General features: G+C 57.9%; 17 protein-coding genes and 1 pseudogene. 11 read left to right on the top strand and 7 right to left on the bottom strand.

Annotated elements, in window-relative coordinates; genetic code table 11:
- The first annotated feature begins 11 nt into the window (after nucleotides 1-11).
- The 3 genes from OXR04_RS14100 to OXR04_RS14090 are packed head-to-tail and all read left to right on the top strand — an operon-like array spanning nucleotide 12 to nucleotide 3,281.
- Nucleotides 12-1,343 carry an amidase gene (locus OXR04_RS14100; protein WP_267371059.1) on the top strand — a complete coding sequence of 444 codons (1,332 nt, stop codon included), beginning with the start codon at nucleotides 12-14 and terminating at the stop codon, nucleotides 1,341-1,343.
- Nucleotides 1,343-1,978 (top strand): DUF4286 family protein, encoded by a 636-nt coding sequence (locus OXR04_RS14095; protein ID WP_267371057.1) that lies wholly within the window; start codon nucleotides 1,343-1,345, stop codon nucleotides 1,976-1,978. Before OXR04_RS14100 ends, OXR04_RS14095 begins: the two co-directional genes overlap by 1 nt.
- Entirely contained in the window at nucleotides 1,971-3,281 is a 1,311-nt protein-coding gene (locus OXR04_RS14090) for an MFS transporter (RefSeq protein WP_267371055.1), read from the top strand. Before OXR04_RS14095 ends, OXR04_RS14090 begins: the two co-directional genes overlap by 8 nt.
- A gap of 174 nt (nucleotides 3,282-3,455) precedes the next feature.
- On the opposite strand, the pseudogene OXR04_RS14085 reads toward OXR04_RS14090, so the two are convergent.
- Nucleotides 3,456-3,668, bottom strand: a pseudogene (locus OXR04_RS14085) (VF530 family protein); the annotation flags it as partial.
- A 204-nt stretch (nucleotides 3,669-3,872) separates the two neighbouring features.
- Between OXR04_RS14085 and OXR04_RS14080 the strand changes: the two are divergent.
- Entirely contained in the window at nucleotides 3,873-5,177 is a 1,305-nt protein-coding gene (locus OXR04_RS14080; protein WP_267371054.1) for an MFS transporter, read from the top strand.
- A gap of 369 nt (nucleotides 5,178-5,546) precedes the next feature.
- On the opposite strand, the gene OXR04_RS14075 is transcribed toward OXR04_RS14080, so the two are convergent.
- The 3 genes from OXR04_RS14075 to OXR04_RS14065 all read right to left on the bottom strand — a co-directional run bounded on the left by OXR04_RS14075 (nucleotide 5,547) and on the right by OXR04_RS14065 (nucleotide 9,463).
- Nucleotides 5,547-7,013, bottom strand: a complete 1,467-nt coding sequence (locus OXR04_RS14075; RefSeq protein WP_111207130.1) for an aspartate aminotransferase family protein — start codon at nucleotides 7,011-7,013, stop codon at nucleotides 5,547-5,549.
- Between the two features lie 14 nt (nucleotides 7,014-7,027).
- A complete protein-coding gene (locus tag OXR04_RS14070; protein ID WP_009093017.1) occupies nucleotides 7,028-8,413 on the bottom strand; it encodes a diaminobutyrate--2-oxoglutarate transaminase in 1,386 nt (461 codons plus the stop codon).
- Nucleotides 8,414-8,887: 474 nt separating this feature from the next.
- Nucleotides 8,888-9,463: a TetR/AcrR family transcriptional regulator gene (locus OXR04_RS14065; RefSeq protein WP_267371317.1), complete on the bottom strand. Its 576-nt coding sequence runs from the start codon at nucleotides 9,461-9,463 to the stop codon at nucleotides 8,888-8,890.
- A 95-nt stretch (nucleotides 9,464-9,558) separates the two neighbouring features.
- On the opposite strand from OXR04_RS14065, the gene OXR04_RS14060 reads away from it, so the two are divergent.
- From OXR04_RS14060 to OXR04_RS14030, 7 genes are all read left to right on the top strand, one after another.
- Nucleotides 9,559-10,452 (top strand): ABC transporter six-transmembrane domain-containing protein, encoded by an 894-nt coding sequence (locus OXR04_RS14060; RefSeq protein ID WP_154928711.1) that lies wholly within the window; start codon nucleotides 9,559-9,561, stop codon nucleotides 10,450-10,452.
- Nucleotides 10,453-10,608: 156 nt separating this feature from the next.
- Nucleotides 10,609-11,805, top strand: coding sequence for an MFS transporter (locus OXR04_RS14055; RefSeq protein ID WP_140923454.1), 1,197 nt, complete (start codon nucleotides 10,609-10,611; stop codon nucleotides 11,803-11,805).
- 423 nt (nucleotides 11,806-12,228) lie between these two features.
- The gene (gene cspA, locus OXR04_RS14050) at nucleotides 12,229-12,441 is read left to right on the top strand and encodes an RNA chaperone/antiterminator CspA (RefSeq protein ID WP_003855207.1); all 213 of its coding nucleotides are present in this window, start codon (nucleotides 12,229-12,231) and stop codon (nucleotides 12,439-12,441) included.
- A 301-nt stretch (nucleotides 12,442-12,742) separates the two neighbouring features.
- On the top strand, nucleotides 12,743-13,654 hold the full coding sequence (locus OXR04_RS14045; RefSeq protein WP_046102640.1) for a DMT family transporter: 912 nt from the start codon (nucleotides 12,743-12,745) through the stop codon (nucleotides 13,652-13,654).
- A 144-nt stretch (nucleotides 13,655-13,798) separates the two neighbouring features.
- A complete protein-coding gene (locus OXR04_RS14040; RefSeq protein ID WP_267371033.1) occupies nucleotides 13,799-15,028 on the top strand; it encodes an MFS transporter in 1,230 nt (409 codons plus the stop codon).
- Nucleotides 15,029-15,054: 26 nt separating this feature from the next.
- Nucleotides 15,055-16,119, top strand: a complete 1,065-nt coding sequence (locus OXR04_RS14035; RefSeq protein WP_150029032.1) for a sugar phosphate isomerase/epimerase — start codon at nucleotides 15,055-15,057, stop codon at nucleotides 16,117-16,119.
- Nucleotides 16,120-16,165: 46 nt separating this feature from the next.
- Nucleotides 16,166-17,146 (top strand): LacI family DNA-binding transcriptional regulator, encoded by a 981-nt coding sequence (locus OXR04_RS14030; RefSeq protein ID WP_140923452.1) that lies wholly within the window; start codon nucleotides 16,166-16,168, stop codon nucleotides 17,144-17,146.
- 129 nt (nucleotides 17,147-17,275) lie between these two features.
- Here OXR04_RS14030 and OXR04_RS14025 read toward each other — a convergent pair whose 3' ends face one another.
- From OXR04_RS14025 to OXR04_RS14015, 3 genes are read right to left on the bottom strand one after another with little or no spacing between them, the layout of a single operon-like run.
- On the bottom strand, nucleotides 17,276-18,097 hold the full coding sequence (locus OXR04_RS14025; RefSeq protein WP_058957830.1) for an alpha/beta hydrolase: 822 nt from the start codon (nucleotides 18,095-18,097) through the stop codon (nucleotides 17,276-17,278).
- Nucleotides 18,098-18,147: 50 nt separating this feature from the next.
- A complete protein-coding gene (locus OXR04_RS14020) occupies nucleotides 18,148-19,776 on the bottom strand; it encodes an MFS transporter (RefSeq protein WP_267371028.1) in 1,629 nt (542 codons plus the stop codon).
- Entirely contained in the window at nucleotides 19,763-20,185 is a 423-nt protein-coding gene (locus tag OXR04_RS14015; protein ID WP_265135592.1) for a DoxX family protein, read from the bottom strand. The genes OXR04_RS14020 and OXR04_RS14015 overlap by 14 nt, the downstream gene beginning before the upstream one ends.
- Nucleotides 20,186-20,187: the final 2 nt, after the last annotated feature.

Below are 20,187 nucleotides of genomic sequence, written 5' to 3'. Positions count from 1 at the left end.
GGAGAGAGCCGATGACCACACTCTGGCAAGCCAGTCAGCAGTTGCAGAGCGGCGATGCTCTGCCCGAAGCCTTTACTGAATCCGCGTTGCAGGCCGCGCAGGATCCTGAACAACAGGGTGCACTGGTGTTCACGCAACGCTACGCCGTGTCTTGTAGCGCGGCAAACGCCCGCTGGCAGGCAAAGCAGGCGCTAAGTCCCATCGATGGACTGCCAGTCAGCATTAAAGATCTGTTCGATGTCGAGGGAGAGGCGACCACGGCCGGGTCACGCTTACTGGCCGATGCGCCCGTGGCGGCTGCCAATGCCAGCGTCGTCGATAAGCTACTGCTGGCGGGCGCCGCCATCGTTGGTAAAACCACGATGACGGAGTTCGCTTTTTCCGGCTTAGGCATCAATCCCCATTACGGCACGCCAGTCAATCCGTGGCAGCGCGAACAGCAGCGTATCCCCGGCGGATCGTCCTCTGGCGCGGCCGTGGCGGTTGCTGAGGGCATGTGTCTGGCTGCTGTTGGCACCGATACCGGCGGTTCGGTGCGGATCCCTGCTGCACTCTGTGGCCTGACCGGCTTCAAACCCACGGCAAAGCGCATCAACCAGCGGGGAACGTTGCCGCTTTCGACCTCACTCGACAGCATCGGGGTGATCGCGGACGACGTACGCAGCTGCTGGCTGCTGGATAGCGTCATTGCCGATCGGCCGCTGGCGTTACAGTCGCTGGATCTGCGAAACGCGCGCTTTGCTGTGCCACAAACGCGCGTACTGGATGGTCTGGATCAGCATGTGGCGCAGGCCTGGCAGCGAGCCATCACGCTTCTGAAGCAGGCGGGAGCGACGGTTACCGACATCACGTTGCCTGAGCTGGATGAGCTGAATGCTATGAATGCGCGTGGCGGCATTACGGCTTATGAAGCCTGGCAATGGCATAAAAAAAGCGCGCAGGCACACCCTGAAGCTTACGATCCCCAGGTGCTGGGCCGCATCCAGCGCGGCAGCCATCTCACCGTGCAGGATGCCACTGAGCTTTACCAGCAGCGTGCTGCATGGCAACAGCGCATCAACGCAGCGCTAGGGGATTTTGATGCGTTACTCATGCCAACCGTTCCGCTTGTCGCGCCCACTATCGCGTCGCTCAGTGATGCGCAGCGCTATATGGAGATCAACGCGCTGATGCTGCGTAACCCCAGCATTATCAACATGCTGGACGGCTGTGCGCTCTCTTTACCCTGCCACCAACCGGGTTCTGCTCCGGTTGGCCTGAGCCTTGCTTCGATTCATGGTGATGACGCCCGCTTAATCAGCTGGTCGCTTGCCGTGGAAACTGCCCTTAACCGGAGATCCTGATGATGACTCAACCCCACGGCATGCTGTATGTCGCCACCAACATTGGCGCTGAAGATGAGGCTGACTTTAACCAGTGGTATGACCATGAACACGTAGAGGAGCGTGTAGCCATTGCGGGATTCCTGAGCGGTACACGCTATCAGGCAGTTAACGCTGAGTATCAATATCTCGGTTTATATGAAACCGACTCGCTGGACGCCTTTACCAGCGCCGATTATCACGCCGCATTCACGCACCAGACGGCATGGTCGGTACAGAATCTGCAAAAAATGGTTAACCCCATGCGCCGGGTGAGCACGGTCGTGCACAAGCATGGCAAAGGCACGGGCAATCAGTTAGCGGTGTTGACGCTGCAGGCGATCGATGGCAGTGCGCTAAGCGCCTGGCAGCAGCAGATAAGCCAGACGCCGGGCTACATCTCCTCCTGCGTGCTGATGCCAGACAGCATCCTGAGTTCGCCGTTACCGAAGGAAAGCCAGGAACAGCGGAAAATGCAGCCGATGCTGCTGATTCATTGCAGCGATGCACGGAGCTGCGATCGCCTCGCTGCGGCCGCGGCACAGCTGTTTGCGGGAGAGATACAGCGTTATGCCCTCAACTGGCAGTTAACAAAACAGGAGCTGACCCATGGCTGATACCGATTCTCTGCAACATGCAGCAGGCGCCGTGCGCACCAAATCGAAGACCGGGCGTCTGGCTGCTGCCAGTTCGATTGGCACCGCGCTTGAGTGGTACGACTTTACCGTTTACAACATCATGGCCGCGCTGGTGTTTAACCATATCTTTTTCCCCAGCTTCGATCCGCTGGTCGGCACCATTCTGGCGTTTTCAACCTATGCGGTAGGCTATATTTCACGTCCGCTGGGGGGCTTCGTGTTCGGCCACCTTGGCGATGTCGCGGGGCGTAAAGCGGTGTTGATCATCACGCTGGTGATTATGGGCGTAACCACGGCGCTAATGGGCCTGCTGCCGGGCTATGCGGTCTGGGGCATCTGGAGCCCGGTTCTGTTAGTCGCACTGCGGTTTGTGCAGGGCATCGCGCTGGGCGGCGAATGGGCAGGGGCCGTGTTGTTATCGATGGAGCATGGTGACGCGAATAAACGCGGGCGTAACGCCTCCTTTGCGCAGGTTGGTCCATCCTGCGGCACGCTGATCGGCACGGGCTTTATTACGCTGGTTACGGTGATGATGAGCGCCGATCAGTTTCAGGCGTGGGGCTGGCGCATTCCGTTCCTGCTAAGCCTGGTACTGGTGATATTTGGCCTGTGGCTGCGTCGCGGTGTGGAAGAGACACCCACCTTTGTCGCTATGCAGGAACAGGAGAAAACCACGCACACCCCGTTAAAAGAGGTTTTCGTAAACTATCCGAAACAGCTACTTATTGCCGGAGGATCGCGTATCGGCTCTGATGTCCTTTACGCGCTGGTGGTCGTTTTTACGCTGACCTACGTCACCACCGTGCTGCAATTACCGCGACCGCTGGCGTTAATGGCTACAATGCTGGGCGCAATAGTTAACGCGATTACGGTGCCGATGTTTGGCGCGCTTTCAGACAGGTGGGGACGACGCCCGGTTTACATTACCGGCGCGCTGCTGGCGATTGTATGGTCATTTCTGTTCTTTGTGCTGCTTGATAGCGCGCATCCGGTGTTGATCGTGCTGGCGGTGATTGGCGGTTTGCTGATCCATGCGATGATGTACGGGCCGCAGGCCGCGTTTGTCACTGAGCAGTTTCCGGGACATGTGCGTTACGCGGGTTCATCCCTGGCCTATACCCTGGCGGGCATTGTCGGCGGGGGCTTTGCGCCCCTGATCATCACCACGTTATTTAAAGAAATGGGCAGCACGCTGTGGGTCTCTTTGTACGTCAGTTTCGCGCTGGCGATTACGCTATTCGCGTTGTGGAAAGCCAGAGAGACTGCTCATCATCAGGATTAAGATTGTCAGGGCGAAGGATTGCCCTTGTCCCGGCTATCGCCGAAAGCATGCTGCGCATGATGTTCACCCGCGGGCTTGTTCATGCCGGGAGGTGCAGCATCAATAATAACAGAGGATAAGCTCAGACTTACCCCGGTTCTGCTTCAGTGAAACAAGTGTGCCGCGTTACGCTTTTAGCGAGGCGAGATAGAGCGCTTCCACTTCCGCCCGCGCCCAGGGGGTGCGTCGCAGAAACTTCAGGCTCGATTTCACGCTGGGATCGTTTTTAAAGCAGTTGATGTTGACCCGATTTCCCAGTTCCGCCCAGCCATACTGCGCGACTAAATGGTTGATCTGCATCTCCAGAGTGACGCCGTGCAGAGGATCTTTTGAGGTGTGCGCGTTCATTATCTTTTCGCCTGATTCAGTCAATGGCGCACATCCTGACAACGGTAAAGCGGATGTGCAAGGGCTGAGGATGAAAAAGGTCTGACACACTGTGCTATCGCCCTTTTTCTGTGTCCGCGCTAACGCGGCGGGCAGAAGCGTGCGCAGCCGGGCAGCGATTGTGCTAATCATAAGCGACCCATGATTGACTGAGGATCGCCTGCCATGTCCGCTTCCGATACTGATCTGCTCAGCTCCCCCCGCCGCAAACGTGCCCTGATTGCCGGTTCGGTCGGAAATTTCATTGAATGGTATGAGTTTGCCGTTTATGGCTTCCTGGCTACCCTGATTGCGGAGAACTTCTTCCGGCTTCAGGGCGAATCCGCGCTGACCGGTATCCTGCTGACCTACGCCTCTTTTGCCATCGCCTTTTTCTTCCGTCCGCTTGGCGCCGTGCTGTTTGGCCGGATGGGCGACAGGATTGGGCGCAAGCCCACCCTGATTTTTGTGCTGATCATGATGACGCTGGCCACCGCGGCTATCGGCCTGGTGCCGACCTATGCCCAGCTGGGCGTGCTGGCTCCCCTGATCGTTACCGGGCTGCGTATTCTGCAGGGGCTGTTTGCCGGAGGCGAGTATGGCGGGGCGGTGTCGCTGATGACCGAATTTGCTCCGCCTGGCAGGCGTGGCCTGTATGGTGCCTGGCAATCCTTTACCGTTGCGCTGGGATTGCTGGCGGGTGCAGCGATCGTTGCGCTGCTTTCGCGGCTGCTGACGCCGGAAGAGATGCAGAGCTGGGGCTGGCGCATCCCGTTCTTTATTGCCCTGCCGCTGGGGGGGATCGCGCTCTGGCTGCGGGCTGGCATGGAGGAGACTCCGGCGTTTATCCGGCAGCAGGCGCAGCCCCGCGAAAAAGTGACCGCCAGCCTGAGTGACACCCTGAAAACGATTCTGCTCGGCATCTGCCGGCTGATGGTGTGGTCGGCGGCCGGGTACACCTGGCTGGTGATTATGCCGACCTACCTGCAGGCCTCACTGCACACCGGCTTTAATGAGGCGCTGCTGATTGCGGTGATTTCGAACCTCGGGTTTGCCGTCACGATTATTCCGGCGGGAATGCTGAGCGACAGGATAGGCCGCCGGACGGTGATGGTCTCGGCGGCGATCCTGCTGCTGGTGCTCTCTCTGCCGCTGCTCAACCTGTTGCAGGCTGAGAACACCGCAACCGGGCTGAAAGGGCTGGTGGTCTTTATCGCAGGGGGTGTGGTGGGCCTGCTGGCCGGGCCGGGACCGGCGATGCTGTCAGAGATGTTTCCGACGCGGGTGCGTTATACCGGTCTGGGCCTGGCCTATTCACTCTCTAACGCGCTCTTCTCCGGCTGTGCCGGTCTGATCATCACCGGGCTGATGAAAGAGACGGGCAATCCCGATATTCCCGCCTGGTATGTCATGGCGACCGCACTGGTCAGTATTGTGGCGCTGATGACGCTGAACAAAGACGATCATAAGCGAGCGCTGGATGAGGGGTGACCGCAGGCTTAGCGGCGTCGCTCAGCGCCCGGAAGGGGCATTCAGGCTGAAAATCTGATCGCGGTTGTGAACCTTGGTCCCGTGACTATCGGCGATCAGGATGATGGCGGCCATCGCTAACGCCAGAAGGAGGATGAAAATTTTACGCATGATAGTAAATGTGTATTCCTGACAGTTCAGTGAGGTCTGATACCGGGGCCGTAACGGCTGGCCATCTCGGCTTTAATTACAACACCCATAGAGAGTGCCAGATGGCGGGATCGCATTCTTTGATCCTGATACTGAATTGACCGGAAAGCGTGCAAAGAGGGAAACAGCGGCATAAAAAAAGGGCGCCTTCAGGCGCCCTTCAGAGTTTTAGCAGAACTGTTAAACCAGCTGCTGAGCCGTGGTTTCTACCAGCGTCAGCAGGATTTTAATGTCTTCCAGCGTCACGGTCGGGTTGAGCAGCGTCATCTTCAGACAGGTCACGCCATCGTGCTCGGTCACGCCGACGTTAGCACGGCCCGACTCCAGCAGGGCATCCCCGATACGCTGGTTCAGCAGCGCGATATCCGCGTCGCTGAGGTGCGCCAGATGCGCCGGACGGTAGCGGAACAGCACGCTCGCCAGCTGCGGCTTCATTACCAGCTCCAGCGCCGGCTGCGCATCCACATACGCTGCAACGTCCTGTGCCAGCGTCACACCGTGGTCGATGATGGCGGCATACTGTTTCTGACCCAGGGCTTCCAGACCCATCCACAGTTTCAGTGCATCAAAACGGCGGGTGGTCTGCAGGGATTTCGACACCAGATTCGGTACGCCCTGCGCTTCGTCAAACTCAGAGTTCAGATACGCAGCCTGGTAACGCATCAGCTCGTAGTGACGTGCTTCCTTCAGCAGGAAAGCGCCACAGCTGATGGTCTGGAAGAACTGCTTGTGGAAGTCCAGCGTAATGGAGTCCACCAGCTCAATGCCGTCCAGATAGTCGCGATACAGCTCGGAGAGCAGCAGTGCGCCGCCCCACGCAGCATCCACGTGAACCCAGATGTTCTCTTCAGCCGCCAGCGTGGCAATTTCACGCAGCGGATCGATCGCACCGGCATCGGTGGTGCCTGCGGTGGCAACAATCGCCAGAATATGCTCGCCGTTGGCTTTGGCTGCGGCCAGCTTGTGACGCAGGTCATCCATATCCATGCGGGCAAAGCTATCGGTTTTCACCTGCGTGACGGACTGATAACCCAGACCCAGCAGCGCCATGTTCTTCTGAACGGAGAAGTGCGCATTTTCTGAACAGAAGACTTTCATCTTCTTCAGGTCACCGGTTAAGCCATCCTGCTGAACAGAATGACCCTGACGGGCATACCACGCGTCGCGCGCCAGCATCAGGCCCATCAGATTGCTCTGAGTGCCGCCGCTGGTGAAGACACCGGCATCGCCCGGCTGATAACCCACCTGGGTACGCAGCCATTCGATCAGCTTCATCTCAATCAGGGTTGCAGAGGGCGCCTGATCCCAGGAGTCCATACTCTGGTTGGTGGCGTTGATCAGCACTTCCGCCGCCTGGCTGATCACCAGGCTAGGGCAGTGCAGGTGCGCCACACACTGTGGGTGATGCACCGACAGGCTGTCTTTCAGGAAGTACTCAATGGCACGTTCAATCGCAGCCTGGTTGCCCAGGCCGTCAGGATTGAAGTCCAGCGTAATACGCTCGCGCAGCTCTGCGACGGTTTTTCCCTGATACATCTCAGGTTGTTCCAGCCACTTAACGACTGCCGCGCTACTCTGGGCGATCGCCTGCTGGTAGGCCTCGGTACTCTGAGATGAGGCCGCCAGGATTGGGTTTAACCGGGACATTGCATTCACTCCACTTATACTGGTTTCACGCCAGCTGACAGCAGGGCGTTTTCAAATTTATCCATAAACACGTCAAGTTCAGCATCGGTGATCAGCAGGGAAGGCAGCAGGCGCAATACGCTACCGTGACGTCCGCCGCGCTCCAGGATCAGGCCGTTCTCGAAACATTTCTTCTGTACCAGCGCAGAGAGCTCGCCGTCAGCCGGGAAGCTGCCCATGTGATCAGCGGCTTCGTCAGGTTTCACCAGCTCGATACCGATCATCAGACCCAGGCCACGGACGTTGCCAATCACCGGGTAGCGCTGCTGCAGTTCGTTCAGTTTGCCTTTCAGCAGTTCGCCCTGTGCCGCGACTTTATCTGCGATGTTGTTCTCTTTCAGCAGTTTCAGCGTGGTCAGGCCGGTTGCCATCGCCAGCTGGTTTCCGCGGAAGGTGCCGGTGTGGTGACCCGGTGACCAGGCATCGAACTCTTTCTTAATGCCCAGCACGGCCAGTGGCAGACCGCCACCCACAGCTTTGGACATCACGATGATGTCTGGCTCAATACCCGCGTGCTCGAAGGCGAAGAATTTACCGGTACGGGCAAAGCCTGCCTGAACTTCGTCGAGGATCAGCAGGATGCCGTGCTCCTGGGTGACTTTACGGATGCGCTGCAGCCATTCCGCCGGAGCCGGGTTCACGCCGCCTTCACCCTGAACGGCTTCCAGAATGACCGCCGCAGGTTTACGTACACCGCTCTCAACGTCGTTGATCAGGTTTTCGAAATAGTAGGTCAGCGCTTTCACGCCCGCTTCGCCGCCAATGCCCAGCGGGCAGCGGTAGAGGTGCGGATAAGGCATGAACTGCACTTCCGGCATCATGCCGTCAACGGCTTCTTTCGGTGACAGGTTACCGGTCACTGACAGCGCGCCATGGGTCATACCGTGGTAGGCACCGGAGAAGCTGATAACACCGGAACGGCCGGTGTGCTTTTTCGCCAGCTTCAGCGCCGCTTCCACGGCATCGGCGCCGGACGGGCCGGTAAACTGCAGGCAGTAATCCTTGCCCTGGCCTGGTAACAGGGAGAGCAGGTACTCAGAAAACGCGTCTTTTAACGGCGTGGTTAAATCCAGAGTATGTAACGGCAAGCCGCTGGTAATGACATTTTGAATGCTCTGCAGAACGTCTGGGTGGTTATGGCCCAATGCCAGCGTTCCGGCACCCGCAAGACAATCAAGATACTGATTGTTCTCGACGTCGGTGATCCAGACACCCTGTGCTTTCGCAATCGCGAACGGCAATTTGCGCGGATAACTTCGAACGTTAGATTCAAATTCGGCCTGACGGGCTAAATAGGTCTCATTGGTTGCGTTTAATGTCTGTGCATTCGAACTGTCAATACGGACTTTATCCGTCATCATATCTCTCCTACAACCGCGACGGGAGTAACGTCTCAGTTGAATAAATGAATTAAAAAAGTCATGGGTATGTTTAAAGCGCGGCCAATATAGGGGTTTTTAAGGTCCGACTCAATGATTAATTTGATCAGAAAAAAAGTGCTTCTTTACTATAGTTATCAACCAGTTGTTGAGATTGTGACCGCATGCTTTACTGCCGCTTCGCTAATGGTTAAATAATAAATGGCGAAAAAACACCGGCTTACAGCTCACAGCCTGTGCTAAGTCAATGATAATAATCTGTGTAAACAGCTGTTTCGGAGCCGAAACGCTATCAAAAAGGGCACTTTTCAGACAGAAAAAGCATAAGTCAGTTTAATTAGCGAAGCTGCATATATCCCGCTATAGATGTAATGACCAATTAAAATAATAAACCTTTTTTTAACATTTAATTAAAAACGTCCCGTTGCAGTTGGGTCAGTGCGCGTTTAAATCCCTTTATCCCAGCACACAATCTATAAACTGGTTTAAATCCGCCAGCGCTTCACGCGCCTTCGCTTCTGAGGGATTAACCGTCAGTAAGTCGGCATAACCGTTAAGCATGGCGCTGATCTGCGTGGCGGTGCGGGCAACATCGGCGCAGCGCAGTGTCCCGTCAGTGACGCCGTCACGGATAATGGTTTCCGTCAATTCCTGCCACTCTGCCGTCATCGTCTCTGCCAGCCCGGCATAGGGTTGATAGTGTGCGGCACTCTGCCAGAAGGAGGCATAAAGCTGCCAGGTGGCATCCGGTGCGGCGGGCAGATGGCTTTCAAAGAGGCGCAGCAGTTTCTGACGCGGCATGAGGCCGGACAGGGAATCTGCGAAGGCTTCATAATCCTGCCGCATGAAGCGCTCCAGTGCGGCCAGACAGAGGCTCTGCCAGTTACTGAAGTAGTGATAAATGTGGCTGCGTGAAATGCCCACCGACTCGGTCAGCTCGCGGGTGGTGACCTTTTCTATCCCTTTCTCAATAAATAATGCTATCGCGGCATCCAGGATTTTTGTCTTCAGTGCTTCTGCTGACGCTTTCATCATGACTCTCACATTGACTTTGAGCAAATGCTCAAATAGACTCTTTTTCATACTTGAGCAACCGCTCAAGGATAACACTATCAGAAACAGAAACGATGTCTTCCTCAAAACTTATCCTTCCCGTTGCGGCTCCCCGCAGCGCTATTCTGACACTGAAAGCGCTTGGCCGTCGCCATCGCCGCAAGCTCTTCTTTACGCTGCTGCTGGTGGTCGCGGAAAATGTCATGTATCTGCTTTATCCGCTGCTGGCGGGCTTTGCTATCAATGCCATCCTCTCCGGCAGAACCTGGCAGGCGATACTCTATGCGGCGATGGTGTTTACCATGTGGGCGATTGGCGCAGCCCGGCGCAGCGTAGACACCCACACCTTTGCCCGCATCTATGCGGAGCTGGCGGTGCCAGTGATTGTGGCGCAGCGCAGCGAAAATCAGAGCGCGTCGACGATTGCGGCAAGGGTGGCGCTATCACGTGAGTTTGTCGATTTCTTTGAGAAGCATCTGCCGGTGCTGATTACCTCGCTGGCGTCGATGACCGGGGCGGCGGTGATGCTGCTGGCCATTGAGTTCTGGACTGGCGCAGGGTGCCTAGCGATCCTGCTGTTTTTCGCCTGTTTTCTGCCAGGCTTTACCCGCAAAAATGATGCGTTGTTTAATCGACTTAACAACCGGCTGGAGAAAGAGGTGAATTTCGTTACCCATGCGAACGCCGCTTCACTCAGCCGTCATTATGGGGTTTTAGCCAGCCTGCGTATCCGTCTCTCTAATCGGGAAGCCTGCGGTTATCTGGCCATCGGCAGTATGGCCGCGCTGCTGTTTGCTGGCACCATCGCGTTAATGGCGGGCCGGGGTGGCACCAGCGCGGGTCACATCTATTCGGTGATGACCTATATGTGGATGTTTGCCATGAGCCTCGATGATGGCCCTCAGTTGCTGGAGAAGTATTCGCAGCTGAAAGACATTGGCCGTCGGGTGAATACCGGCATGCCATAGTCGCCTGTGCGGATGGAACGTGCGCCAGATCACAAAATGGGTTGCCATGCGCGGCCTGACTTTTTATAGTCTGGCCGCTTCATCCGGACGGAACATGCTCTGCTTCCTTCCTCCGGCTCACTTCAGTTTTTCAGCTCAGGCCATTGGGAATCCATTTTGTTAAGAAAAGATCATAAAACCGACGATGCCGGTTTTGTCCGCTGGGCATTGCTGGCCCTCGCACTGGGCGGCTTCGGCATCGGAACCGGCGAATTCATCATGATGGGCCTGCTGCCGGACGTGTCGCGCTCGCTCGCCATCACCGAACCGCAGGCGGGCAATGCCATCGCCAGTTATGCGCTGGGGGTGGTGGTTGGCGCGCCATTTATTGCGGTGCTGGCGGCGCGGATGGCGCGTAAATCGCTGCTGCTCATCCTGATGGCACTGTTCAGTATCGGCAACGTCGCCAGCGCGATGGCCGACAGTTACCACGGCCTGATCGTGGCGCGTTTTCTGACCGGCCTGCCGCACGGCGCATACTTTGGCGTGGCTTCTCTGGTCGCGGCGTCACTGGTGTCGCCGGCGCGGCGAGGCCGTGCGCTGGCCTCGCTGATGCTGGGACTGACGGTGGCCACCCTGATCGGAGTGCCGCTCGGCTCCTGGATAGGTCAGCTGTTCAGCTGGCACGTGGTCTTCACCTTTGTCGGCGCGATTGGTCTGCTGACCTGTCTGCTGATTGGCCGCTATGTGCCTTATACACCTGGCGATACAGAGGCTCATCCGCTGCGTGAACTGGGTGCGCTGAAAAACGCGCAGGTGCTGCTGACTCTGCTGGTGGGCGCCGTCGGTTTTGGCGGCATGTTTGCGATCTTCAGCTATATCGCGCCGACGCTGATCAATATTGCGGGTATCTCTCCCTCGCTGATCCCGTGGGCGATGGTGGCGTTCGGGCTGGGGATGATCATCGGTAATCTGGTCGGTGGCCGTCTGGCGGATGGGCCGGTACTGAACATTATCGGCTGGACACTGCTCTGGAACGTGCTGGTGATGCTGGCCTTCCCGGTGCTGGTCCAGCATGTGGCAACCGGCCTGCTGGCGACCTTCCTGATCGGTACCTGTTCAGTGCTGCTGCCATCACTGCAGATCCGCCTGATGGATGTTGCCAATGAGTCACAGACCCTGGCGGCCGCGATGAACCATTCGGCGCTGAATATCGCCAATGCGATGGGCGCCTATCTCGGTGGCCTGACGGTGTCGCTGGGTTATGGCTGGCTGTCAACGGCGTGGGTTGGCGTGGCGCTGGGGGTCGGCGGCCTGATGGTCTTTGTGATGACGGCGCGGCATGCCGCCCGCCAGCAGGCTGAACTGGCCTGACAGCCGCCGGGCAGGGCGCAGCGGCAGCCGGGGTTGTCGCTGCGCGGGGCTGGCTGAGACCCGTGGGAAACGGGGTGCAGCCAGCCTCAGAATCGGGTTGCGGCTTTAAATATTCAGCGTTCGTTATCTTTTCCGCAGTCCCGGAAATAAAAAAGGCCAGACAAATCAGTAAAGATGCCTGGCCGTCTGGATGTTAAAATTAAATTAAAATAATGTTTGCTAATGTCGGGCAGGCATGACTTAATAGCGTCATCGGTTTGGAACACAGACCTTATCAAAGCAGTTTTAGTCAAGCAGTCCTCAGTGCAAGCGATATCTCAAGATACCCCTTCTTCGTGAGTCTCCTCCTAAAATCCTGGTAAGTTTATTTCTGGAAGACAGGCCATCTCTGCCACCTTGTGGCTCATTATTAAGGAAGTATCGATGTCGAATAAAATGACTGGTTTAGTAAAATGGTTTGATGCGGGCAAAGGTTTTGGTTTTATCTCCCCGCAGGATGGCAGCAAAGATGTATTCGTTCATTTCTCTGCCATTCAGAGCAACGATTATAAAACCCTCGATGAAGGTCAGCAGGTCGAATTCACCATTGAAAACGGCGCGAAAGGCCCATCAGCGGCAAACGTTGTCCCGATGTAACGTCTGATGATCAATGCGGCTTACGATAGCGATGACGGCAACAGCCTGAGCAGTTAAGCGAGCATTGATGATTGAAAAAACCCGCCCTGTGCGGGTTTTTTGCGTTCTGAAGCCTGCCACTAAGCCATTCTCTCCTGGTTGCGGATGAGCCGCTGACCTCTTCATGCCGTAAAACGGTGAGAAAAAAAGATAAAATGCCGTCAGCCGGCTCATCGCGGCAGATAGCCGTTTATCACTGTGCGACTATAGAGGCAAAGAACTTCTCCTGCTGACGTTTACCACCCGGAAGGTTATCTGCTCTATGAACGCCTCTGCTGGCATCGCAATGAAGGTTATGGCTGCGCTGAGCTCCACGCTGATGCTGGCCTGTGTGAAACAACTGGATGGGGCGATACCGGTTGGCGAAGTGATCTTTTTTCGCTCGCTGCTGGCGCTGGTGCCGCTGCTCATCTGGCTGCGTATCCAGGGCAGCGTGCTGGACGGCATCCGCACCCGTAACATTCGCGGCCACGTTGTGCGTGGGCTGGCGGGGACCGGTGGGCTCTATTTCAGCTATCTTTCGCTGCTTTATATCTCACTGACCGATGCCACCGCGATCAACTATGCCGCGCCGCTGTTTACCGTGCTGCTGGCGGCGCTGCTGCTGCGTGAAAAAGTCCGTCATCACCGCTGGGTTGCCGTGTTTATGGGATTCACCGGCATTCTGGTCATGTTCTCCGGGCATCTCTCGCTGACGCAGCAGGGCAGCTTCTCGCTCTCCGCGTCGGCCGGGATCCTGCTGGCGTTAATGGCGGCCTTCTGTACCGCCTGCGCACTGGTTCAGATCCGCTTTCTTAACGGCAAAGAGAAACCGGGAGCCATCGCTTTCTGGTTCGCCATCACCACTGCCTTAACGTCGCTGGTTACGCTGCCTGCCGGATGGAAGGTGCCGCAGGGCAATCAACTGGCATTGCTGGTGGGCTGCGGGTTGCTGGGCGGCATCACCCAGATTCTGATGACGCTGAGTCTGCGCTACGCCGAGGCCTCACTACTGGCCCCGTTTGACTACACCACCCTGATCTGGTCGGTGGCGGTGGGCTATCTGCTGCTGGGCAGCCTGCCGGACTCTGCCACCGTGGTCGGTGCGATCCTGGTGGTAACGGGCGGTCTCTACGCCGTGCTCTATGAGCGTTATCGTTTTCGCAAAACGCAGATGGCGAATGTCAGCTCATGATTTGCAGCGTCCGGCGCGTGTGTATAAAGCGCGCAATGATAACGCAGCGTTAATAATTTGTGATCCCGGCGAGAGAAGCTCATTTTGTAATCGATTACTTTTACACTCAGACAAGGTAATCGATGACTCACGAGTGAGGTTCCTATGATTGCAACGGTGCAGGAGAGTGCAGGCCAGCGGGTGCAGCATAAGCTGCTGGTTCCGCGCCTCTCTCTGATGATGTTTATGCAGTTCTTTATCTGGGGCAGCTGGTCGGTGACGCTGGGCCTGGTCATGACCCGCCACAACATGCCGTTGCTGATCGGGGATGCCTTCTCTGCCGGGCCTATCGCCTCGATTCTGTCGCCGTTTGTGCTCGGCATGCTGGTGGATCGCTTTTTCCCTTCCCAGAAGGTGATGGCGGTGATGAATCTGGCCGGTGCGATGATTCTCTGGTTTGTGCCTCAGGCGCTTATGGCAGAGAACGGAGCGCTGCTGATCGCGCTGTTATTTGGCTACACGCTCTGCTTTATGCCGACGCTGGCGCTCGCAAACAACATCGCTTTTCACAGCCTCGCCAGCAGTGAGAAGAGTTTTCCCATCGTCAGGGTTTTCGGCACTATCGGCTGGATTGCGGCGGGGATCTTTATTGGCGTCGCCGCGATTGCCGACAGTGTGGCCGTGTTCCAGCTGGCCGCACTCTGTTCCGTGCTGCTCGCTCTTTACAGCCTGACACTGCCGCACACGCCAGCGCCCGCTAAAGGTCTGCCGGTGAAAGTCCGCGATCTCTTCTGCGCGGATGCCTTTGCCCTGCTTAAACAGCGTCATTTCTTTGTCTTCGCGCTGTGCGCCACCCTGATCTCGATTCCGCTGGGCACCTACTACGCCTTCACCGCCTCCTGGCTGGCGGATGCCGGTGTCCGCAACGTCAGCACACTGATGTCACTGGGTCAGATGTCTGAAATTCTCTTCATGCTGATCATCCCGCTGCTGTTTCGCCGCCTCGGCGTGAAGGCGATGCTGCTGATTGGCATGTCAGCGTGGTTTGTGCGTTATGCCCTGTTTGCACTGGGCATGAGTGATGAGACGCGCACCCTGATCTACCTCGGCATTCTGCTGCATGGCGTCTGCTACGACTTCTTTTTTGTGGTGGGTTTTATCTACACCGATCGCATCGCCGGTGAAAAGGTCAAGGGACAGGCGCAGAGCATGGTGGTGATGTTCACCTATGGCATCGGCATGCTGCTGGGTTCGCAAATCTCCGGCGCGCTCTACAACCATCTGGTTGCGGGTCAGGTGAGTGCGCAGAACTGGGCGCTGTTCTGGTGGATCCCGGCGGGCGCCGCCGCGCTGATCGCGTTTATCTTCTTCTTCTCATTCCGATACCGTGAATAAGCGCTGGCGGCGCGCAGGAGCGACAGATGAAAACAGTTAAAGGGCCGGGACTCTTCCTGTCACAGTTCATTACCTCTCAGCCTCCGTTCAACTCGCTGGCCGGACTGGCGGAATGGGCGGCGGGACTGGGATACCGGGCGCTGCAGATCCCCTGCCATCAGCCCGCCATTTTTGACCTCGAACAGGCGGCGGTGAGCCAGACTTACTGTGATGACGTGCGGGGGGTGCTGGCCGATTCTGGCCTCGAAATCAGCGAACTGTCGACGCATCTCGAAGGGCAGCTGATTGCCGTCAATCCCGTCTTCGATAGCGCTTTCGATAATTTTGCACCGGCAACGCTGCGTGGCGATCCTGCCAGGCGCACGGAGTGGGCGATGACCACACTCAGACGTGCCGCAGCCGCGTCGGAAAGGCTCGGCCTGCGCGCTCACGCCACCTTCTCCGGCTCGCTTGCCTGGCCCTGGTTCTATCCCTGGCCGCCCCACAATGCCGCGCTTTTTGCAGAAGCCTTTGCCGAACTGGCGCGCCGCTGGTTGCCGCTGCTGGACGTTTTTGACCAGCACGGTGTTGATCTCTGTTATGAGATCCATCCCGGCGAAGATCTGCATGACGGTGTCACGTTTGAACGTTTTCTGGCTGAGGTCAATCATCATCCCCGCTGCAATATCCTGTTCGATCCCAGCCATCTTCACCTGCAACACATCGATTATCTGCAGTTCATCGACCACTACCATTCACGCATCAAAGCCTTTCACGTCAAGGACGCGGAGTATCAGATTAACGGGCGTAGCGGGGTCTATGGCGGCTATCAGCCCTGGCTGACGCGCGCCGGGCGTTTTCGCTCGCCAGGCGACGGCCAGATAGACTTCGGCGGCATCTTCAGTAAGCTGGCGCAGTATGACTATGACGGCTGGGCGGTACTGGAGTGGGAGTGTTGCCTGAAGGCGGGTGAGACGGGCGCGCGGGAAGGTGCGGCGTTTATCCAGCGTCATATTATTCCGGTGGCCGATCGCGCCTTTGATGATTTTGCCGCGTCCGGTGAAAACCGCCCGTCAGTGCGTCAGCAACTGGGGCTGGATCGCGACGCGTGATGTGCGCGGATAACCGGAACCGCACAGGATTAAAACAGGGAGCGCTATGTCTGTTCAGAAAATCGCCCGGATGGCCGGGGTGTCCGTCGCTACGGTTTCCAGAGTGCTGAATAACAGCGACCGGGTTAAACCGGCCAACCGGGAGAAAGTGCTGGCGGCGATAGAAGAGAGCCGCTATCAGCCCAATCTGCTGGCGCGACAGCTGCGCACCGCCCGCAGCTCGATGATTCTGGTGCTGGTCTCCGATATCTCTAACCCCTTCTGCGCTGAAGTGGTGAAAGGCATTGAGGCGCAGGCGGAGCAACAGGGGTATCGCATTCTGCTCTGTAATTCGGGGGCCGATATCGCCCGATCGCGTTCCAGTCTGCAACTGCTTTCCGGCAAGATGGTGGATGGCATCATCACCATGGACGCTTTCAGTAAGCTGCCGGAGCTGAGTCAGCTGATTGGCGCTGCGCCCTGGGTGCAGTGCGCCGAACACGATGATGAGGGGCGGGTCTCCTGCGTCGGCATTGACGATCAGCGTGCCGCGCAGGCTGTGGTGCGACATCTGGCCGCCCAGGGACGCCAGCGTATTGCGCTGATCAATCATGATCTGAGCTACAAATATGCCCGGCTGCGGCAGCAGGGCTACCTCCGGCAACTGGAAGAGGAGCAGCGGGAATGGCAGACCATCATCTGCGCCAGCGCGTTGAGTTTCAGCGCCGGTAAAGCGGCGATGCTTGCGCTGCTGGCCGGGGAGACGCGGCCCGATGCGGTGTTTGCCGTGTCTGACACGCTGGCGGCAGGGGCGATGGCGGCGATCCAGCAGGCGGGCCTGCGGATCCCGCAGGATATTGCCGTAGTGGGGTTCGATGGCAGCGACCTGGCGGAGATGGTGTCACCCCCGTTAACGACCCTGGCACAGCCTTCAGGCGTGATGGGGCGCCGGGCCTGCGAGCTGCTGCTGCAAAAAATCGCCCAGCCCGATGTGCCGCCGCAGCGGGTAGTGATGCCAGCTGAGCTGGTGGTGCGGGCCAGTGGTTAAAGATGCGGATTCCGGCACAATGACGTGAGGTGAAGCGACAGCGGGGGACAATCCGGCATGAACCGGTTGCCGCTGGCAAGGCGCGCAGGCGGGTGAAAAGGGCGCAGTTGCGGCTGCGCCCTGTGTGGGTCAGAGTGCGTTCAGGAAGGCCAGCAGATCCTGATTCAGCTGATCCTGATGCGTCACCGCAAAACCGTGTGGCGCATTGTCATAAACCTTCAGTTCCGCCCCCTCAATCATCTCCGCCGCCACTTTGCCGGTAGACTCAAACGGAACGACCTGATCGTTGCTGCCATGAATCACCAGCGTTGGTACCTTCACCTTCGCCACGTCTGCACGGAAATCGGTTTCGGCAAAGGCCGTCACGCAATCCACGGTGCTTTTCAGCGAGGCCAGCAGGGCAATGTTCAGCGTCTGCGTCAGAACGCCCTCGGAAACGGTCTGCCCGGCGTTGGTGCCATAGAAGGGGGTGGCAAACTCTTTAATAAACTGGGCGCGATCCTTAAGCAGGCCGTCGCGGATACCGTCAAAGACCGACATATCCACCCCCTGCGGATAGTCTGCCGTTTTACCGAAGATGGGTGTGACGGCACCCAGCAGCACCAGCGCCGCCACGCGATCGCTGCCATACTGGCCGATGTAGCGCGTCACGTCGCCGCCACCCATAGAAAAACCGACCAGCGTCACCTGCTGCAGATCCAGATGGGTGATGAGATCGTTGATATCTGAGGCAAAGGTGTCGTAATTATTGCCGTTCCAGGGTTGATCGGAGCGACCAAAACCGCGGCGGTCAAAGGCAATCACGCGATAACCGCGCCCGGCCAGGAAGTTCATCTGGCTATCCCACATATCCGCGTCCAGCGGCCAGCCGTGACTGAATAAAACAGGCTTGCCGGTGCCCCAGTCCTTGAAATAGATTTGCGTGCCGTCGGTTGCTTTAAAGGTGCTCATGATATTGCCCTCTGTCTGACGTGATGGATGATATGTCGGTGATGCGCCCGTTAAACCGGGGCCACCAGATAGCGAACTTCAGGGGCGGTTTCACCCTGATGAAAGGCGAAAACCCGCCGCTCAATCTTTTTATCGTTCATGGTGTAGCGCGCCTTCTGCCGCAGATGTTCGACCCAGGAGCCCACCACAAACGTTTCCACGAAAATGCCGGGCTGCAGAATATCTTCATAAAGAGACCAGCTGATGGCGCCGCCGCGACGCCTCACCCGCCGCATATCCTGCATGCAGATCGTAAAGGCGTGTACATCATCAAGCGTAACCCGATATTCGTAATTCACCATCACCGGTCCGCGTTCATGCTGGATATCCAGTGCGGGGGGTGTGACGCCATCCCCGATTATGTCGAGATTGAGATCGGGGTCCTGATCGAGCCGCCAGCGCCAGACGGTCGCGCTGGCGATGACCATCCCTGCCGCGGCGATGCAGAGTGACAGTGGAATGCTGAAGCGGGAGGCGAGCTGTCCCCAGATTGCGCTGCCTGCGGTCATGGAACCGAAGAAGAGCGTCAGATAGACCGCCAGCGCACGCGCTTTCACCCACTTCGCGGCACTGCGCTGTGCGCCGAGATTCAGCGTCGACAGCACCGTAATCCAGGCCAGCCCGGTGAAAAACTCACACGCATTCAGCAGCCAGAAGTGACGCACAAAGGCGAGTGCCAGCAGGGTCAGGGCGAAGATCAGGCTGGCGATGACCATCAGGCGATCGGAACCGAAATGACGCCGCAGACGCGGCAGCAGCACCGCGCCGGTAATCGCGCCGACACCGATGCAGGCCAGCATAATGCCGTAGCCGCCGGGGCCAAGGCCGAGTTCACGCCGCGCCACCAGCGGCAGCAGCGCCCAGCCCGCACTGCCAAACAGAAAGAATGCCAGGGTGCGAACCAGGACGTTTCGCAACACCGGTGCAGCGTGAACATAACGCAGACCGGCGCGCACCGCCGAAAAGAAGTGCTCAGGGGGCAGACGCTGAATGGCCGGCTCCGCTTTCCAGCGCCAGAGCACCCAGGTCACACCCAGCACCGACAGCGCATTGAGCAGAAAGACCATCCACGGGCCGGTAAACGACAGGATCAGGCCGCCCAGCGCCGGACCTATCGCGCGGCTGATATTGATACCCAGCGAGTTAAGGGCAATCGCGGCACCCAGCTCCTTTTTTGCGACCAGATCCGGCACGATTGCCTGGAAGGGGGGCGAACTCATGGCAGCCCCGGCGCTCAGTAAAAAGGCGGCGGCCAGCAGGTATTCCGGTGTCACCTGTCCGGTCCAGGCGAGCAGCGTCAGACCGGCGGCGGCAATAAATGTCCAGATCTGAGAAAAGAGCAGGTATTTACGACGGTCAATGATATCGGCCATGACGCCGGAAGGCAGCGCGAACAGAAACATCGGCAGGCTGCTGGCCGCCTGAACCAGCGCGACGGCCAGCGGGTCAGCACTCAGCGTCAGCATGCTCCAGTTGACCCCCACATCGTTCATCCATGACCCGATATTGGAGACCACGGTCGCACCCCACAGAATGCGGAACACCGGCTGGCGCAGTGGCGCTAAGGGCGACACCTCGCCAGCGGACTGTTCACCAGGCTGGGGCTGTTCAGACAGCTGAATATCCTTAGCCTGCGCCATGACGAACCTCCCGGGGCTTTGCCGCGCCCGGCCGCCAGTCGCCCGGCCCGGTCAGTGCCAGCGTGGTAAAGATGATCAGCAACAGCCAGCCGAACTGGCCCTCCGCCAGTGACCAGTCCGGATGCACCACCAGCATCGCGACCAGCAGAACCCCGATGATGGGCAGGCAGGCAATCCGGCTCCCCCAGCCGAAGATAATGAGGATCGGGCAGATCACTTCCGCCAGAATGGCCGGCAGCAGGCTCATCATCGGGCCCAGCCCAAACGGGTCCTCGATACGCGTCAGTTCTTCGCTGAAATGCAGAATTTTCGGCACGCCATGCACCTGTAACAGTAGCAGGCTGCCGGTCAGGCGCAGGAAGAACAGCCCCGCATTAAGACGGGGCGAGTAAGCAGATACGTTCTTCATCA

The organism is Pantoea sp. GM_Pan_3 (assembly GCF_026541045.1).
Classification (GTDB): Bacteria; Pseudomonadota; Gammaproteobacteria; order Enterobacterales; family Enterobacteriaceae; genus Pantoea; species Pantoea anthophila.
The sequence above is the reverse complement of the archived record's forward strand: the minus strand, read 5'-3'. Positions and strand labels throughout refer to the sequence as shown.

Coding starts and splice junctions, on each gene's coding strand:
- OXR04_RS14100 (WP_267371059.1), top strand. CDS start 12: ATGACCACACTCTGGCAAGCCAGTCAGCAGTTGCAGAGCGGCGATGCT.
- OXR04_RS14095 (WP_267371057.1), top strand. CDS start 1,343: ATGATGACTCAACCCCACGGCATGCTGTATGTCGCCACCAACATTGGC.
- OXR04_RS14090 (WP_267371055.1), top strand. CDS start 1,971: ATGGCTGATACCGATTCTCTGCAACATGCAGCAGGCGCCGTGCGCACC.
- OXR04_RS14080 (WP_267371054.1), top strand. CDS start 3,873: ATGTCCGCTTCCGATACTGATCTGCTCAGCTCCCCCCGCCGCAAACGT.
- OXR04_RS14075 (WP_111207130.1), bottom strand. CDS start 7,013: ATGTCCCGGTTAAACCCAATCCTGGCGGCCTCATCTCAGAGTACCGAG.
- OXR04_RS14070 (WP_009093017.1), bottom strand. CDS start 8,413: ATGATGACGGATAAAGTCCGTATTGACAGTTCGAATGCACAGACATTA.
- OXR04_RS14065 (WP_267371317.1), bottom strand. CDS start 9,463: ATGAAAGCGTCAGCAGAAGCACTGAAGACAAAAATCCTGGATGCCGCG.
- OXR04_RS14060 (WP_154928711.1), top strand. CDS start 9,559: ATGTCTTCCTCAAAACTTATCCTTCCCGTTGCGGCTCCCCGCAGCGCT.
- cspA (WP_003855207.1), top strand. CDS start 12,229: ATGTCGAATAAAATGACTGGTTTAGTAAAATGGTTTGATGCGGGCAAA.
- OXR04_RS14045 (WP_046102640.1), top strand. CDS start 12,743: ATGAACGCCTCTGCTGGCATCGCAATGAAGGTTATGGCTGCGCTGAGC.
- OXR04_RS14040 (WP_267371033.1), top strand. CDS start 13,799: ATGATTGCAACGGTGCAGGAGAGTGCAGGCCAGCGGGTGCAGCATAAG.
- OXR04_RS14035 (WP_150029032.1), top strand. CDS start 15,055: ATGAAAACAGTTAAAGGGCCGGGACTCTTCCTGTCACAGTTCATTACC.
- OXR04_RS14030 (WP_140923452.1), top strand. CDS start 16,166: ATGTCTGTTCAGAAAATCGCCCGGATGGCCGGGGTGTCCGTCGCTACG.
- OXR04_RS14025 (WP_058957830.1), bottom strand. CDS start 18,097: ATGAGCACCTTTAAAGCAACCGACGGCACGCAAATCTATTTCAAGGAC.
- OXR04_RS14020 (WP_267371028.1), bottom strand. CDS start 19,776: ATGGCGCAGGCTAAGGATATTCAGCTGTCTGAACAGCCCCAGCCTGGT.
- OXR04_RS14015 (WP_265135592.1), bottom strand. CDS start 20,185: ATGAAGAACGTATCTGCTTACTCGCCCCGTCTTAATGCGGGGCTGTTC.